General features: G+C 55.2%; 15 protein-coding genes. 11 read left to right on the forward strand and 4 right to left on the reverse strand.

The features are described from left to right. Positions 1-16: 16 nt before the first annotated feature. From ilvB to OCY70_RS15770, 6 genes are all read left to right on the forward strand, one after another. A complete protein-coding gene (gene ilvB, locus OCY70_RS15745) occupies positions 17-1762 on the forward strand; it encodes a biosynthetic-type acetolactate synthase large subunit (RefSeq protein ID WP_213426759.1) in 1746 nt (581 codons plus the stop codon). Continuing rightward, on the forward strand, positions 1759-2259 hold the full coding sequence (ilvN, locus tag OCY70_RS15750; RefSeq protein ID WP_213426760.1) for an acetolactate synthase small subunit: 501 nt from the start codon (positions 1759-1761) through the stop codon (positions 2257-2259). Before ilvB ends, ilvN begins: the two co-directional genes overlap by 4 nt. A gap of 187 nt (positions 2260-2446) precedes the next feature. Beyond that, positions 2447-3439, forward strand: a complete 993-nt coding sequence (gene ilvC / locus OCY70_RS15755) for a ketol-acid reductoisomerase (RefSeq protein ID WP_213426761.1) — start codon at positions 2447-2449, stop codon at positions 3437-3439. A gap of 167 nt (positions 3440-3606) precedes the next feature. Further along, positions 3607-5157, forward strand: coding sequence for a 2-isopropylmalate synthase (locus tag OCY70_RS15760; protein WP_213426762.1), 1551 nt, complete (start codon positions 3607-3609; stop codon positions 5155-5157). 483 nt (positions 5158-5640) lie between these two features. Beyond that, on the forward strand, positions 5641-5844 hold the full coding sequence (locus tag OCY70_RS15765; protein ID WP_249724597.1) for an NUDIX hydrolase: 204 nt from the start codon (positions 5641-5643) through the stop codon (positions 5842-5844). A gap of 470 nt (positions 5845-6314) precedes the next feature. After that, positions 6315-7058 (forward strand): hypothetical protein, encoded by a 744-nt coding sequence (locus OCY70_RS15770; protein ID WP_261944954.1) that lies wholly within the window; start codon positions 6315-6317, stop codon positions 7056-7058. A 454-nt stretch (positions 7059-7512) separates the two neighbouring features. Here OCY70_RS15770 and OCY70_RS15775 read toward each other — a convergent pair whose 3' ends face one another. Further along, the gene (locus tag OCY70_RS15775) at positions 7513-8703 is read right to left on the reverse strand and encodes an IS4 family transposase (RefSeq protein ID WP_261944955.1); all 1191 of its coding nucleotides are present in this window, start codon (positions 8701-8703) and stop codon (positions 7513-7515) included. A gap of 624 nt (positions 8704-9327) precedes the next feature. Between OCY70_RS15775 and selD the strand changes: the two genes are divergently transcribed. Beyond that, the gene (gene selD, locus OCY70_RS15780; RefSeq protein WP_261944956.1) at positions 9328-10401 is read left to right on the forward strand and encodes a selenide, water dikinase SelD; all 1074 of its coding nucleotides are present in this window, start codon (positions 9328-9330) and stop codon (positions 10399-10401) included. Here selD and ytxJ read toward each other — a convergent pair. Continuing rightward, positions 10398-10760: a bacillithiol system redox-active protein YtxJ gene (ytxJ, locus tag OCY70_RS15785; RefSeq protein ID WP_213429915.1), complete on the reverse strand. Its 363-nt coding sequence runs from the start codon at positions 10758-10760 to the stop codon at positions 10398-10400. The two genes, selD and ytxJ, sit on opposite strands and share 4 nt — an antisense overlap. A 133-nt stretch (positions 10761-10893) precedes the next feature. On the opposite strand from ytxJ, the gene OCY70_RS15790 reads away from it, so the two are divergent. After that, positions 10894-11241, forward strand: coding sequence for a DUF1360 domain-containing protein (locus OCY70_RS15790; RefSeq protein WP_213429916.1), 348 nt, complete (start codon positions 10894-10896; stop codon positions 11239-11241). A 50-nt stretch (positions 11242-11291) separates the two neighbouring features. Here OCY70_RS15790 and OCY70_RS15795 read toward each other — a convergent pair whose 3' ends face one another. Both OCY70_RS15795 and OCY70_RS15800 read right to left on the reverse strand, forming a co-directional pair. Next, complete coding sequence (locus OCY70_RS15795) at positions 11292-12275, reverse strand: CgeB family protein (protein WP_213429917.1); 984 nt, start codon at positions 12273-12275, stop codon at positions 11292-11294. Positions 12276-12556: 281 nt separating this feature from the next. Continuing rightward, complete coding sequence (locus OCY70_RS15800; protein ID WP_249725445.1) at positions 12557-13018, reverse strand: BMQ_0737 family morphogenetic spore coat protein; 462 nt, start codon at positions 13016-13018, stop codon at positions 12557-12559. A gap of 103 nt (positions 13019-13121) precedes the next feature. Between OCY70_RS15800 and OCY70_RS15805 the strand changes: the two genes are divergently transcribed. The 3 genes from OCY70_RS15805 to OCY70_RS15815 are packed head-to-tail and all read left to right on the forward strand — an operon-like array spanning position 13122 to position 16439. Continuing rightward, positions 13122-14399, forward strand: a complete 1278-nt coding sequence (locus OCY70_RS15805) for a carboxylesterase (RefSeq protein WP_213429918.1) — start codon at positions 13122-13124, stop codon at positions 14397-14399. A gap of 38 nt (positions 14400-14437) precedes the next feature. Beyond that, entirely contained in the window at positions 14438-16033 is a 1596-nt protein-coding gene (locus OCY70_RS15810) for a cytosine deaminase (RefSeq protein ID WP_213429919.1), read from the forward strand. Between the two features lies 1 nt (position 16034). After that, entirely contained in the window at positions 16035-16439 is a 405-nt protein-coding gene (locus OCY70_RS15815) for a M67 family metallopeptidase (protein ID WP_213429920.1), read from the forward strand. Positions 16440-16444: the final 5 nt, after the last annotated feature.

Raw genomic sequence — 16444 nt, forward strand, 5'->3', positions numbered from 1 at the left:
TAAGGAGGATGGCAAAATGAGCACACATCAAGCGGCAATGCGCTCAACTGATGAATTAAAAGAAAAATGGATGAAGCCTGAAGTGATTACAGGCTCCGAAATTTTGCTTCGCAGCTTGTTGTTGGAAGGTGTGGAGTGCGTGTTCGGTTATCCGGGCGGCGCCGTGCTCTACATCTACGACGCGATGCACGGCCGCGAGGATTTCCATCATGTCCTGACCCGGCATGAGCAAGGCGCCATTCACGCCGCCGACGGTTATGCGCGGGCAAGCGGCAAGGTCGGCGTCTGCATCGCGACATCGGGTCCCGGTGCAACGAACCTGGTCACAGGCATCGCTACGGCATATATGGATTCGGTTCCGCTCGTCGTCATTACCGGCAATGTAGCGACGACGTTTATCGGAACAGACGCCTTCCAGGAGGCGGACATCACCGGCATCACGATGCCGATTACGAAGCACAGTTATCTGGTGCGGAAAGTGGAGGACCTGCCGCGAATCATTCATGAGGCGTTCCACATCGCGAATACGGGCCGCAAGGGGCCGGTGCTCATCGATATTCCGAAGGACGTGTCCGCCGCAACGACCTTGTTCCAGCCGGTGACGGAAGTGAACATTCGCGGGTATAACCCGACCGTCCAGCCGAACAAGTATCAGGTGGATAAGATGCTGAAGGCCATCGCGGAAGCGGAGTCGCCCGTCATTCTGGCCGGAGCCGGCGTCATCCATTCCGGCGCGCATGAGGAATTGTTCGAGTTCGTGACGAAGACGAAGATCCCGGTGACGACGACCTTGCTCGGACTCGGCGGCTTCCCGAGCGGCCATGAATTGTGGATGGGCATGCCCGGCATGCATGGGACGTACACGTCGAACATGGCGATTCAGCAAGCGGACCTGCTTATCAACATCGGCGCCCGCTTCGATGACCGCGTAACGATGAAGCTCGAAGGATTCGCTCCGAAGGCGAAGATTGTGCATATTGACATCGACCCGGCCGAGATTGGCAAAAATGTGCCGACAGACATTCCGATTGTGGGCGATATTAAGTCGACGCTTCAATTGGCTAATGCTACGGCGGTTCACAACGATAAAGCAGACGCGTGGCGCGAGCAGGTGCAGATGTGGAAGGCGGAGAAGCCGCTGGCATTCATCGACTCCGATTCGGAGCTGAAGCCGCAATGGGTCATTCAGATGATTAATGACACGACCCAAGGCAATGCGATCGTGACGACGGACGTAGGCCAGCATCAGATGTGGGCGGCCCAGTACTACCGCTTCAATCATCCGCGCTCCTGGATTACATCCGGCGGCCTCGGCACGATGGGCTTCGGGTTCCCGTCCGCCATCGGCGCGCAGATGGCGTTCCCGGATCGGACCGTCGTCTCGATCAACGGCGACGGCGGGATGCAAATGTGCGCGCAGGAACTCGCCATCTGCGCCATCCACAATATCCCGGTCAAGGTGGCCATCATCAACAACCGGGTGCTCGGGATGGTGCGCCAATGGCAGGAGATTATCTACGACCACCGCTACAGCCATATCGATTTGGCAGGCAGCCCCGATTTCGTCAAGCTGGCGGAAGCCTACGGCGTGCGCGGCTTCCGGGCGACGACGAAGGAAGAAGCGGAGCAAGCCTGGACGGAGGCGTTGAACACGCCCGGGCCGGCCGTCGTCGAGTTCGTCGTACGCAAGCACGAGAACGTCTTCCCGATGGTAACCCAGGGCTGCACCATTGACCAAATGATAATGGGGGATTGCGAATGAAACCGATGAAGCACACCATCGCCGTCATCGTCAACGATCAGCCTGGCGTACTGCAGCGCGTATCCGGCTTGTTCGGCCGCCGCGGATTCAACATTGACAGCATTACGGTAGGAGCCTCGGAGGAAGAAGGTCTCTCCCGCATGGTCATCGTGACGACCGGCGACGAGCATACGCTGGAGCAAGTAGAGAAGCAGTTGTACAAAATTATCGATGTCATCAAAGTCGTCGATTTGAGCTCTCAACCGATGGTATCCCGCGAACTGGCCTTGATCAAGGTCAAGGCGGAGCCGCGGGAGCGTCCGGAGATCCTCGGCGTCGTCGAGACGTTCCGCGCGACGGTGGTCGATATCGGACCGAGCACGATCATCGTCCAAGTGGTGGGCGAGTCCCAGAAAATCGAAGCGATGATCGAGCTGCTCAAGCCATACGGCATCCGCGAGATCAGCCGCACCGGCGTGACCGCGATGGTTCGCGGTCAGGCGGCGGACGGGAAGTAACCGGTACCGTGTACAGGCTCCGGCCGGCGCTTCGCCGGCCGCGGGCATTCCCCCGAATGAGGGGGTCTCTCAGGGGATAAGTCAGGCAGAACCGGAAGAAGCGATTGTCCCTTGAAATACCCTCATTCATTCGGGGTTGATTATTATCTCACTTTATTAATAGGAAGAAAGAGGAGGACTCATACGAATGGCAGTTACTATGTATTATGAAAAAGACGCAGATCAAAGTGTATTGCAGGGCAAGACGATTGCAGTTATCGGTTACGGCAGCCAAGGGCACGCGCAAGCGCAAAACCTGCGCGACAGCGGACTTCAAGTGGTTATCGGGCTGCGCGAAGGCAAATCGGCCGACAAAGCGCGCAACGACGGCTTCGAAGTGGTGAGCGTCGGCGAAGCGACCAGCCGCGCGGATGTCGTGCAAATCCTCATGCCGGACGAGACGCAGGCGTCCGTATACCATGCGGAAATCGCGCCGAACCTGAAAAAAGGCGCTGCCTTGATGTTCTCTCACGGCTTCAACGTACACTTTGGCCAAATCGTCGCGCCAAAAGAGAATGACGTGCTCCTCGTGGCTCCGAAGTCGCCGGGACATCTCGTTCGCCGCACCTACGTCGAAGGCTTCGGCGTTCCGGGCCTCATCGCGATCGAGCAGGATGCGACAGGCAATGCGAAGGCCATCGGCCTGGCCTATGCCAAAGGCATTGGCTGCACGCGCGCAGGCGTCATTGAGACTTCCTTCAAGGAAGAGACCGAGACGGACCTGTTCGGCGAGCAAGCGGTATTGTGCGGCGGCGTCAGCGCGCTGATCAAAGCCGGCTTCGAGACGCTCGTGGAAGCGGGTTACTCCCCGGAAATGGCATACTTCGAGTGCTTGCATGAAATGAAGCTTATCGTCGACCTGATCTATGAAGGCGGTCTGGCGACGATGCGCGATTCCATCAGCAACACGGCGGAATACGGCGACTATGTAACCGGACCTCGCATCGTGACCGACGAGACGAAGAAAGCGATGAAGGAAGTCTTGTCCGATATTCAGCAGGGCAAATTCGCGCGCGACTTCATCCTGGAGAACAAAGCGGATCGTCCGTTCCTGACCGCGACTCGCCGCAACGAAGCGAACCATCCGATCGAAGTGGTCGGCGGCCAGCTTCGCGAGATGATGCACTGGATCAAGAAGTAAGGATGTGACTTGCGCCAGCCGGCCCGGACATGCGGCAGGCCGCGGACTTATAAGCCGGAAGGCGATATCGCACAGCGCCCGCCCGTCGTCAAGGCGGGGTGGCGCTGTTCTTGTATGTGCATACAATAGAAGCAGTAATATGGCTATAGACTTACGGAGGTGCAGCGATGCGAAAAATTTATATTTTTGACACGACGTTAAGAGACGGGGAGCAATCTCCGGGCGTGAACTTGAATACGAAGGAGAAGCTCGAGATCGTGTACCAATTGGAGCGCCTCGGTGTCGACCGCATCGAAGCGGGGTTTCCTGCGGCATCTCCGGGTGATTTGGCCGCGGTGGGAGCCGTTGCCGCCGCAGTGAAGAATGCGACGATCGTCGGGCTGTCGCGGTCGCGGACGCAGGACATCGATGCGGCTTACGAAGCATTGAAGGACGCCCAGGATCCATGCCTCCATCTCTTCCTCGCTTCTTCGCCGATTCACCGCAAGCATAAGCTGCGCATGGAGAAGGAGCAGGTGCTGGAGACAGCCGAAGCGGCGATTCGTTATGCGAAGAAATATTTCTCGAAGGTGGAGTTCTCCCCGGAGGACGCCGGGCGGACCGAGCTCGACTTCCTCTGCCAGGTGACCGAAATGGCGATTCGCGCCGGCGCGACGGTCGTCAACATTCCGGATACGGTCGGTTACTTGACGCCGTATGAGTACGGGAACATCTTCAAGACGCTGAAGGAGAACGTTCCGGGCATCGAGAAGATTCAGCTTAGCGCGCATTGCCATGACGATCTCGGCATGGCGACGGCGAATGCGCTGGCGGCGGTGCTGAACGGGGCCGATCAGATCGAAGGCACGATCAACGGCATCGGCGAGCGCGCGGGCAACACGGCTCTGGAAGAGGTAGCGTTGGCGCTGGAGACGCGGCAAGATTTCTATCAGGCGAAGACGTCGCTCGTCCTGAGCGAGATTGCGCGCACGAGCCGTCTGGTCAGCAAGCTGACAGGGATGGTCGTGCCGGGGAACAAGGCGATTGTCGGCGCCAATGCCTTCGCTCATGAATCCGGCATTCACCAGGACGGCATGCTGAAGGAGAAGACGACGTACGAGATTATTTCTCCGGAGACGATCGGCCTGAAGGAGAGCAAGCTCGTGCTCGGCAAGCACTCGGGCCGCCATGCGTTCCGCGAGAAGCTGATCGATCTGGGCTACACGCTCGGCGAAGAGCAGGTCAATACCGCCTTCGCCCAGTTCAAGGACCTCGCGGACAAGAAGAAAGAAGTGTCGGACGAAGACATTCGCGCCATGATCGAGGAGAAGCTGATCGACACGCCGGAAATGTTCAAGCTGGAGACCGTCTATGTGGAATACGGCAACCAGTCCGTTCCGTCGGCGAAGGTCCGCCTCGTCACCATCGACGGGAAGGTGCTGGAAGAGGAAGCGAACGGCAACGGCTCCGTCGACGCCATCTATATGGCGATTGACAAGGCGTCGCAGGAAGACGTCGAGCTGACCGATTACTCCATCAAATCGGTTACGAACGGCAAGGACGCCCTCGGCGAAGTCCATGTCGTCCTGACGCAGGACGGCCTGCCCGCGCTGGGCCGCGGCGTCAGCACCGACATTCTCGAGGCGAGCGCCCGCGCTTACGTGGATGCCCTCAACCGCCTGATCGAGAAGCGCAAGCTCGGCGGAAGCAGCCGCCGCGACAAGATCGGGCTGATCTAATCTTTTCTCAGCCTGATTTGCTTCGGCCCATCCGGCCTTTGGGATGACCTCTGAACAGGGGTCATCTTTTTTTTCACAAGTTATGGCCCTAATCTTCATAATGTCCTTCTATAGTGGAAAATCGAGAGAGAATGTCTTCCAAATAGTAGACACATTTCTGTGAAGGAGATAGTTTGCGCTTATTCGGATCGACACTATATATAGACTTATTTAGCGATAGGACAACTATATATAGAAATTTGCCTCGTTAGAAGAATAACCGCTGTATGTCCACCTTTGTATGGACAAATATGCTGTTTTTCCACTCGTGAAGTACAAATGCTGTGCATCCGTCACTTTGAACAACCCACCGCTTTTCTCTGCATTCCGGTTTATTAGTAATCCTCCTTTTATGGGAAATATTATAGTAAAATGGCTGAAGAGCCGGTTGCTATTCGGGATAGCGAGGAGTGATAGTTATGAAAAGAAAGTGGATCATTACGATTGCAAGCTGCCTACAGAGAACTGCTGGAAGAAACAAACATTTCTAGAGAAAATATTGCGTTGCATCATCTTATGGATTTTACCTACTATGTTCATGATTGCTATGTTGAAGTTTATGTGGGCAAATTAAAGCGTGATATTGTGATTTCAGGGGATGAGAATGAATTATACTGGTCTGATTTACATCAAAATTTTTTGACATGACCTTATTTGCGGGTGAAGGCAATATTGGGCATATGATTGAACAAGTGAAGATGAGCAAAGACAATTTGTTAACGGATAGCGCCTCCTGTTCTTGCGGGGCTCGTTAAGAGGGGCATGCATGATTTTGCTTATCTTATAAATTTGTCCTTCTATAGTGGAATATCGAGAGAGAATGTCTTCCAAATAGTAGACACATTTCTGTGAAGGAGATAGTTTGCGCTTATTCGAATCGACACTATATATAGACTTATTTAGCAATAGGACAACTATATATGGAAATTTGCCTCGTTAGAAGAATAACCCCTTCATGTCCACCTTTGTATGGACAATTATGATTTTTTTCCACTAGGGGAGTACAAAATCGATGTGTTTACCCTCGCTCATCAAAGTGGCAGGATAGCTCAATTCGCCTCAATGGTGTATATTGGAGTACAAAATGTTTTTCAATACAAGATGAAAGGTAATACGCAATGGAATATATTTTTGAAACGAAGCAAAACGGTTATGAAGATTTTGCGAGCGGAAGGGTGCTGTATAATGCCCGGGGGACGACCGCTTTTCCGGTAAGGCTCGCCAGCGAGATTATGCAGAGATGCTTCCGGCATCTGGAGGGAAAAGGGAATGATGAGCCGTATGCCGTCTATGATCCGTGCTGCGGCGGCGCGTATATGCTTACGGTCGTCGGGCTGCTGCACGGCCACCGAATGAAGCGGGTCGTCGCCTCCGATGTGAACCCGGAGGTGCTTGGCATCGCGGAGAAGAACCTGTCGCTGCTGTCCGCGGACGGGATGAGCCGGCGTAAGAAGGAGCTGGCGTATCTGCTGGGGCAATACAATAAGCCCTCTCATCGCGAAGCGCTGGAGAGCGTCGAGAAGCTAGCTCCGCTTTTAACGCGATCCAACATAGAAGAAACCTGCTCGTTTCATCATGATGTTACGGCAACTGCCGCCGCGGATTTGCCCGTGCAAGCAGGCGTAATCGATATTGTTCTTACCGATCTCCCTTATGGGGAGATCGTTCATTGGCAGAGCGAGTGCGGCAATCCGTTGTCCCGTTTTTTTGACAATATGTATGCGCGGCTCGAGCCGGAGCGTTCCGTCATGGCCGTTATTGCGGACAAACGCCAGAAGCTGCGGCATGACAAATTTAGAAGATTGGAAGCTTTCAAAGTCGGGAAGCGGCAGGTTGCCATTTTTGAACCGATAAGCGGCTAACCTATCATAACTTACATTGTAAGCAAGGCTGTCCTAGAAGATCAGACATGATCGGAGGGACAGCTTTTTTGTATGGACCGCAACGGAGAAGGAGGTGCGATTCATTCTATCCCAAACGGTTTCGCAGGGTTTGTTGATTTGTGGACGGAAGCGTATTGGGGGAGAGAACTGTTCCAGATTGACTTCAACCGAGGTGTTAGAGATGTCATACCCAGCGCGATCTCGCCTCGGGTCTTTGCGTCCGCTGGATGGAGCATGGGAGAGGAATCCTGCAATAATACAGCATTATCCCACTAGCGTTGCATCGAGCGGTTAGTTCATAATCTAATTTCAATTAACATCAATATATGATATATATTTACATTTGCGATGTCCGCGCTAAGTCTAAAAAAGTCGAGCTGGAAACAGACCCTACGCGTTATCCATTATATGTAAAAATCGTTTTCGTTTGTCATTACGTCACAATCAGTCTCGGTTTCATCGACTTTGTTGCCTTTTTCGGACGTCTCCCATTTCGCTTTGGTCGACCTCTAGATGTTCGAGTCGGCTTGCGGTTGAGTGCAGCGATCAAATTTTCCCATGGTTTTTCCGCATAGATGCGAATCAACTGGAGGAGGTCCCATGTCGACTTTTTACAGTCCAGTGTTAATTTAATCAGCAAACAGAGAGCATACGCGATTAAAGCAATATACATTTGGTTCCAAATCGCTTCGGCCGTATAACCGTGGGGTTTTACCAATCGAATATGCTGCTTGACCCATTTAAAAAACAACTCAATATGCCAGCGATTTCGATAAATCTCGGCAATTTGATGTGCGGATAAGTCAAATCGATTCGTTACAATTCGATAGGTACGCCCTTGGTCATCGTTAAACTCAATCAAACGCAGAACCGCTGGCAGCTCAGGCATCGTCACATCAGCATCAAGGATAAACCCATTCTGCCTTTTGGGGAGGTCTCTTTTTCTGATGATCGTTAACCGGCTCTTTTGCTTGACGCGGCAAACAAATTTAATCTTATCCTCTACCCATTTCTGAAAATGGTCGTACACCTGGTATCCTCGGTCCATCACGTAGGTCGCATCTTTATCCACTGTAAATTCCAACACGACTTCATGATCGGCTACATCTTTGGTTGAAGCGACGATCTTGTCTGGATACATCGTTTTGGAGTCCGCAACGACCAAGGAGGTGTGCATCTTCACGCCATGGCTACTTTTGGAACAATAGGACCATTTCGCGAGAATGGGAGGTAGTGTAATTCCCGATGAATCGATTAGCTTGAGTTTCCCAATACCAGGCGTAATGCCGCGTTTCCCTTTTGTAAGTTGCTTGATTCGATCAATGAGCGAGAAAAAGAGCGTCTGAAGATACTCCATAGGCAGCCGTTTCAGCTTCCGCGATAGTTGGGAAGCGCTTATGCTCTTGAGTCCAAGCAGTTCTTGAAATTCAGGATTAGCGGCTACATGCTCTGACATGACTTTGTATGAGTCTCGTTGCTGAAGCTGTGCCTCTACAAATAAGAGTGTCGAAGCGCCGACAAACAACTTTTGGGTCCGGTAATCCAATGACTCGTGTCGAGTAGAATGAACATGTAACCATTTTAGGCATTGACAAATGACGTTTTGATTCGGTACGTTATCCATAGAAATCTCCTTTGTTGAGGCGTTTTTATGGATAACGCTTTGGGTAACTCAACAATAGGAGATTTCTTTATTTTTGTCCACGAATATAGTTCAATAAGTTACAAATATAGAGACTTATGGGGTAGAAATTTTCGTAAAAAGATTGATGCAACGCTAGTGGCATTATCCCCTTGAAATGAATCTTTTCTCCACTATTCCTGCAAAAAGGCATCTTTTTACCCGTTTCCCCGCAATCCAATCCCTTATGACTTGTAATTCCTGTAATTTTGCAGGATTTCCCATTTAATCAGTGAACATTTGATAAGAAAGAGTTACTCCTTATCGAAAATCCGCTATACACGAATGAAGCGAAGGTATTTTTACATTTTAAAGGGAAGCGCTTATATACAAAAATGTGCATATTTTCATTAATATATGGTATATCAATGAATTGTTTTTTTGTCAAAGAAAAAATAAAAGATGCCAAATGAATGATGCGTGCGGGCCTTGTGCGCTGGCCGTCTGCATGCGGGCCTTGTGCCCCGGCTGTCTGCGTCCCTGTGTCACGCCCACTATCTTGCGGTTCGATTTCTTGTGGTAAAATAATGACATATCATGCACGCCATATTGAGGAGATGAAGCGAGATGGAACAACAATCTCAAGTCCGTTTGACGGCCTTATCAAGCAAAGGAGGCTGCGGCTGCAAAATAGGTCCGGCCGATCTGTCCCAATTGCTGCGCCAGCTTCCGAAGGCGGAGAAGCACCCGGATCTTCTGGTCGGATTGGATACCAGCGATGACGCCGGCGTCTTCCGGCTGAACGACGATCTGGCGCTCGTGCAGACCGTCGTTTTTTTCACGCCGATTGTCGATGATCCGTATTCCTTCGGCCAGGTGGCTGCGGCCAATGCGCTTAGCGACATCTATGCGATGGGCGGCAAGCCGTTGACGGCGCTCAATATTGTCGCGTTCCCGATTTCGAAGCTGGACAAATCGGTGCTCGCCGATATTTTGCGGGGGGCTGGTGACAAGGTTGCGGAGGCGGGAGCGACGCTGGTGGGCGGCCACTCGATCGACGATCCGGAGCCGAAGTTCGGCATGGCGGTCACCGGCCTTATCCACCCGGACCGGGTCTTGACCAATGCCGGGGCTCGTCCGGGCGACAAGCTGATCCTGACGAAGCCGATCGGCGTCGGCATTATGACGACGTCGCTGAAGCGGGATCTGCTCCGGCCGGAGGAGATCGAGCTTGTCACCCGCACGATGACGACGCTGAACAAGACCGCCGCCGAGGTCATGGCCGATTTCCGCGTTCATGCCTGCACGGATGTGACCGGCTTCGGCTTGATGGGCCACAGCCTGGAGATGGCCAAGGGAAGCGGCGCCGGGCTTCATATCTATGCGGAGCGGGTGCCTGTCCTGCCGCGCGTCCGCGAGCTCGCGGAGAGCGGAGCGGTTCCCGGCGGAACGAAGAACAACTTCCGCCATGTGCAGGACAGCGTCCGGTTCGATGAACGGCTGGACGAGATCGCGCAGTGGATTCTGTGCGATGCCGTCACCTCCGGCGGGCTGCTGCTGTCTGTCGCGGCAGAGGATGCGGAACCGCTCGTGGCCGCCATGCGGGAGCGGGGCGTCGCGGCGGCATGCATCGGCGAAGTCGTCGCCGAGCACGCGAATGAGATTCGCGTCACCGGCGCGGAAGCCGGCTCGGCCCGTTAAGGCTGGCCGTACAGCATCGCGGCCCGGCATAGCTGCTGCGAATTGATCTGTTGATGCCCGGCATGCCAGGCGACCCGCCCTTGGCGGACGAGCAGAATCTGCGGAGACACATGCGGAATGCCGAGCTCCCGCGCCACGCGATCGGATAAATGCTTCTCCTCCACGACACGGATGACGCCGATCGCGAAGCGGGAGGCAACCTCCGGATAGCGGTTCACGAAATGATTGATCCCGACATGCGCCACCTTGCTCGAGCCGCAATGGGAGCTGTGCTTATATATGAGCAGCGGCTTCTCGGCGGATAGCTGGAGCATGTGGGTTAGCTGCTCATCGGATTGAATGATCGGGAGTCCTGACATCGGGGCTTCTCCTCCTTGTTCCGGCCATCGGATGACGGGGCAGTGCGGCGGAATACCTGGTTCTAGCCCGGGCGGAAGCGCCATACAATGGAACTGATCCGCGCAGCGATCCATCCGAGGGGGTAGTCTGTTCGTGTGGGACATATCATGGATAACACTGATATTGCTCATCTTGGCGAGTTACCGTTTGACCCGTCTGATTGTGTTCGATGAAATTCTGTCCTTCGTCCGCCGTCCGTTCGTCGAGGAGCGGTTCGAGACGGATGAATCCGGCATGATGTATGCCGTCGTCGATGAGAAGGGCGGCCGCTTCCATACCTTCATGCGCAAGCTGCTGACGTGCTACTGGTGCGTCGGCATTTGGTCGGCGGCCTTTCTGGTTGCCGCTTATCTGCTCATTCCGGACCTTATATTTCCGCTTGTGCTGCTGCTGGCCATTGCCGGAGCGGCGGGCATCGTTGAATCTTATGTCAAAGGGTGAGTCTTCGGCTCGCCCTTTTGCCTATCGTTCGATGTGGCGCCAGAGCGGAATCAGGCCGAGCGGATCAGCGATAGCATCGTATCCAGGCGAGCGGCGAAGGTATGCCCGGCCAAGGTCCGCCGGTAGGCCCGGTCGGCAATCTCGTCCCGCGCGGGGCGGTCATGCAGATAGCGGTGGATGAGCTCGGCGCATTCCTTCGGCGAATCGAAGCAGACGATCTCCTCTCCCGGCTGGTAGAACAAGGGCAGGTCGGGCCGGTAATCGGTCAGTTGAAAGGCCCGGCAGGCCGCAATGTCGAAGGTCCGGTTATTGATGCTGTGTCCGGGCGCGCCGCTCCGGTTCTTGTCGAGGAGCGGGTCGTCCTCGCTCCGGTGAATGTTGAGCACGATGCCGGCGCCATTGAAATAGCGGGGCGTCTCCGAGAAGTTCACCCATTTGCCCCGTATGCTCGGCACGCAGCCGGAAGACCAATCCACCGAATCCCAGAAATGGCCGATCAACTGCACCCGCACGTTCCGTTCGACATAGCGGAGCATTTCCTTCATAAATACAAGCCGGTTCTCATACCCTGTACCCAAAAAGCATACATCATGATGGTACGTCGGATGCACCGCGTACGGGCGGAAAATATCCGTATCGGTCCCGAGCGGCAGGTGATGGACCCGAGCGCAGCCGCTGCGCGCATAATAAGGAACACAGCCCGAATCGATCGTGAATACATCGTCATATTCCCGGGCAATGGGCAGGGCGTTGTCGATGGCATACGGATCATCCACGAACCATGCTCCCGTACGGATTCCCATCGCCCGCACCGAACGGATGATCTCGGCCGGAAGGAACGATTTCGGGCCGACCATCGTCAGCACATAATCCGGGGCGGCGCGGCGGATGTCGGGAAGCAATTGCGAATACGGCGTCCGGTTGGACAGAAAAAAACAGACCTCCTGAAAACGCTGCGTCAAGGCCTTGATAAGCGCATTATCCAATATATCAATCGGTCTCCGATAGCCGGATGCGATGTAATATAGCTTCATGGGCCCTCCTTGCATGACGGTATGGAAGCCGGAACATGATGAGTAAAAAAGGGGGTGGTTGAGCCCACCACCCCAAGCGAACGGCATTCGATTATTAAGGGAACGGATAGGGTGCACCTGGGAAGACGTCAGGGCATTGTTGAGGGAAAGTCACGACGCAAGGACCTTCCGGAAGCGGGATTTCGGCACGCGGCTGGCACAACTCGGCTTCTACCATCATTTTGACAATCGCCTTCACTTGAATGCTCTGGCAAATGACGATATCCACGTTCACGAATGTGTTATTGACGATATCCAGCACATCTCGCTTCCGGCACGATATGGCAATCGATTTCGGTTCCCGGAGGAGCGCACAGCAGAACTTTCTCGAAGCGGAGGAAGCTCTTCGTGAACCGGCAATGAATGACGTTCGGCGTTACCCCTGTATTAATGATTGTTACTTCATACGTACCGAACTTCCGCAGCACTACCCGCTGCAAAGTAACCGGTCTGCCGCCTATCGTAACCACCACATTTTCGCGGGTGGATCCGACTTTTTCTTCGCAATTCACTTCAAGAACTCTGGCCTCAATACGAAACGAAAGTGGCAGAGGCAAGCAATCTGAATCAACCGTGGATTCATCAACTATTTGGGTCGTTTTCAGTACCCAGTCGAATATTTTGGGAACCTCTATACATTCCAGAGAGGGTAATGGCAAATATTCGGGGGGCTGCTGCTGCCCTTGAACCAACTTGCTCTCCATGTATGTTCCAGGCCTCCTTTTTAGATTTCAAATTCAATTACAGTCTATGGAGGCACCTATAAAAAGGTGACGAAACCCCAGTGTTTTTTTTGGAGGGATGCGGATGGAAAAAGCGCATTACATCCATGATCGAAGCGGTTCGCATTGGATGGGCGTAACCGGCGGCGGGGCGTTGGAGCATATCTTGTACCCGCTGGAAGGGAAGCCGCTCCGGACCCTTCTTCCCGCTCCTTATCCGGTTCGCCGCTTCAGCTTGCTGCTGTCGGACGATCAGTACGATATGCTGCTGGAGACGGAAGGCGGGCTGTACCACGCCAAGTATCATCCGCTTACCGGAATGCGGCGGGAAGTCCGCATCGATGGCCGGTCCGCCAGCTCCTTTCCGTATTTGTTCCGGCATCGTTCCGCCCTCCGCCTGTGCAGCGTCGTCAGCGGAGAGGGACAGAACCGGTGCGTTATCCGGAATCCGGCGGAGGGAGCATGGAAGGAGGTGGAGTTTCCTTTCCCGGATTCCGATTCCACGGCCATGCAAGTAGGGGACGCGGCCTATGCCGTCAGCGGGGAGGGCAGGCTGTTCGGTCTCTTTCATCGGCTGCAGGACGATGGCGGAATGCATACGCTGGACCTTCTCGAGCTGGAGCCGGGGACGGAAGAGGCGGTATGGCGGAGGCTCTTCGCCTCCCGCCAGCCGCAGCAACGGTGGCGAATCAGCCTGTCGCTCGATCGCGGCGGGCGGCCTCATGCGGCCTGGTCCATTGGAAGCGGTGCGGCGGCCAAGTGCTACTACGCCAATGATCGGACCGACGTCCGCTCCTGCTCGCCGTTGAAGATCCACTTTGAGGGTAGCGTGCCGCAGCCTTATTTTCTGTGGATGGGAAAGCAGGTCTCCCTGCTCTATATTATGGAAGGCAATCGAATCAGTTGCGCCCGCTCTCCGAACATGGGGGAGGATTGGTCCGGGTTCGCCGACATCCGTTTCGCCCCGGAGGCGAAGCTGCGCTTCGTGCAAGGAATGGAGCGGGGGCCGGGCCATGCCGCGCCGCGGCCGCTATTGGGAACGGGCTATCCCCATCTGCGTTCCCTTGCCTTCTTCGATTTATGTCCGCTGCTGCAGCGGGAACTGCTGCTGACGGACGGGGAGTCCTTGTCCTGGATGCCCTCGCATTTGAGTGAGATGTTCGATTGGATCATGGCCCGGGCTGACGCTACCGCGCATACGGTACGCCGCTTGGAGACGGATGTGGCGAACCGGCGGCTTCGTCTGGAGGAGCTGAACGCTTGTTACGAACGGCTGCAGGAGAAGGAGCGGGCCGTGCTGGCGGAAATTAATGAGCTGCAAAAATGGGCAGGAGCGGAACCGATCTCGCTGACTGTCATATGATAGAAGGACCAGTGTGCCCGGAAAGCGAGGAGGACGATATGGAAATACAAATCAATGCGAAGCCGCTGTGCACGATTGCCGACGAGTTTTTGCCCGATGTGTATCAACTGCTGGGGAAGCATTCATTTACTTTTCATCTGGATAAAAACAAGCAAATCTTGAACGTGGTCAATCCGCTCCATAAATATCAGATCGTGCTGGAGAGCAAGGGAGGGAGCGGTGCGTCCCCGCTGCTTCAGATGATGCGCGATGCGTTGAAGCATGCCGGATTCCAAGTGTGGATTATCGAGACGGAACAAGATCGCGAACGCTGCTCCGAGGAATGGGACAGCGGGAAGCAGAGCATGTGGCTGACGCTGCAGCCGGCCGATGAGGAGAAGAAGGAAGTCGTCGTCTATTATTTCCTGCATCAGATGAAGGCAAGCCGGCAGCTCGCCAACCTGTTAGTCCAGAACATCGCCAGATATAGCGATATGCCGATTCAGGGTGTGAGCTTTCATTGGAAGAGCGGACTAAGTTATATTTTGCCCCAGCCGGGACAGACGCTGAATCTGGTCGGGCTTGCTTACGGCGGCTTCGACAGCATGACGGCAGAGGAGCGGCTGCAGTTAACCGATGGCGTTGTCGGCGCGGCAACGATTTTTTTCGGCAAGAAGCCGCTTATGGAACTGATGAAGCAGCTGCGGCTATTGGAAGAGCGCCAGATCGAGGCGGGGTACTCATTGCCTCGGCCCGCGGCGTCCGAGGCGGCAGCGGGCTCCCGGAGTCCCGAGCTTAATGGGGAAGCTCCGGCGCTGGGCGGAGAGACGGGACTGAAAGGGGCGGATCGGATCCACGAACCGGCAGCGGAAGGGCTGGAGGAGCCAACGCAGCCGGAAGGGAGCGGGGAGGAGCCCGCAGAAGAGAGAGGGGCGGAACAGGAGAAGGAGTCTGCCGGGCAGCCGCGGCAAGAAGCGCTGAAGGTGGAGACAACCAAGCTGAAGCCGATCCGGGTGGAGCTGGCGGAAGCGGAGAAGGCGCAGGGGAACGAGCTGGAGCCGCTCCGGAAGGAACAGACAGAGGAGCGGGAGGCGTTAGCGGCAGTCGTTCGGGCAGGGAATCTGGCGGAAGCGCAGCAGGCGGAAGGGACGGAGCCCGAGACGTTACAGCGGGAATCTGCCGAAGGGTTGAAGCCGGAAGCGGCAGTGCCGGACGGCGGGCAGGCTGCAGAGGAAGAGGCGGAAGGGGCAGCCCTGCCCGCAGGGGACGGGAACCCGGCGGACGCGGCGGATCGAGTGCGGGAAGCGGCGGAATCCGCAGCTTCGCTTCCGGAAGCACAGGTTCATTCCGTTATTCAATCGGAGCAAGAGGGGGCGGCGGGTTCTCCGGAGGAGGCCGCCGCGAACGGGGAGCAGGACCCGGCTGCGGAGCAGGAAGCCAAGCCGCGCACACCCAATTACTCCATGTTCTTATGGCTGCAATCGCATTCCGGCAGCCGGGTGCACCGCGATCCGGAACGAAGACAGCAGCCCCAGCCGTCTTTTTTCAGCTATGTAAGCCAACTGAACCAATCTCAGCAGTCCGCAGACAAGCGGACGAAGCCGGAGTCATTTCATATGCTCGCCATAGACAGGGAAAGGAGCCGAAAGCCGTAATATGGATGCGATTCACATGACGGCCCAAGCCTACCGCGACATGGTAGGCCACTGCATCAAGGAAAAGCCCCTGGAAGCATGCGGGCTGTTGTCCGGCCGCGATCGCATCGCCGCCCGATGCTGGCGTATCCGCAATGCGGAGCAGAGCCCGGTCGCATTCACGATGGACGGCGAGGAGCTGACGAGGGCGCTGCGCGACATGGAGAGCCTTGGCGAGCAGCTGCTGGGCCTGTATCATTCCCATCCGAGCGGCTCTCCTTACCCGTCTCCCTTCGATGTCGAGCATGCGGTGTTCCCGTGCTCTTATCTCATCATCTCGTTGAGGCGGGTACGTCCTCGCGTCCGCAGCTTCCGCATTGCAGAAGGGTCGATACAGGAAGAGCAGATATTGCTTGTCAGCCTATAAGAGGT

This window comes from Paenibacillus melissococcoides (genome assembly GCA_944800085.1).
In the GTDB taxonomy this organism is placed as follows: Bacteria; Bacillota; Bacilli; order Paenibacillales; family Paenibacillaceae; genus Paenibacillus_B; species Paenibacillus_B melissococcoides.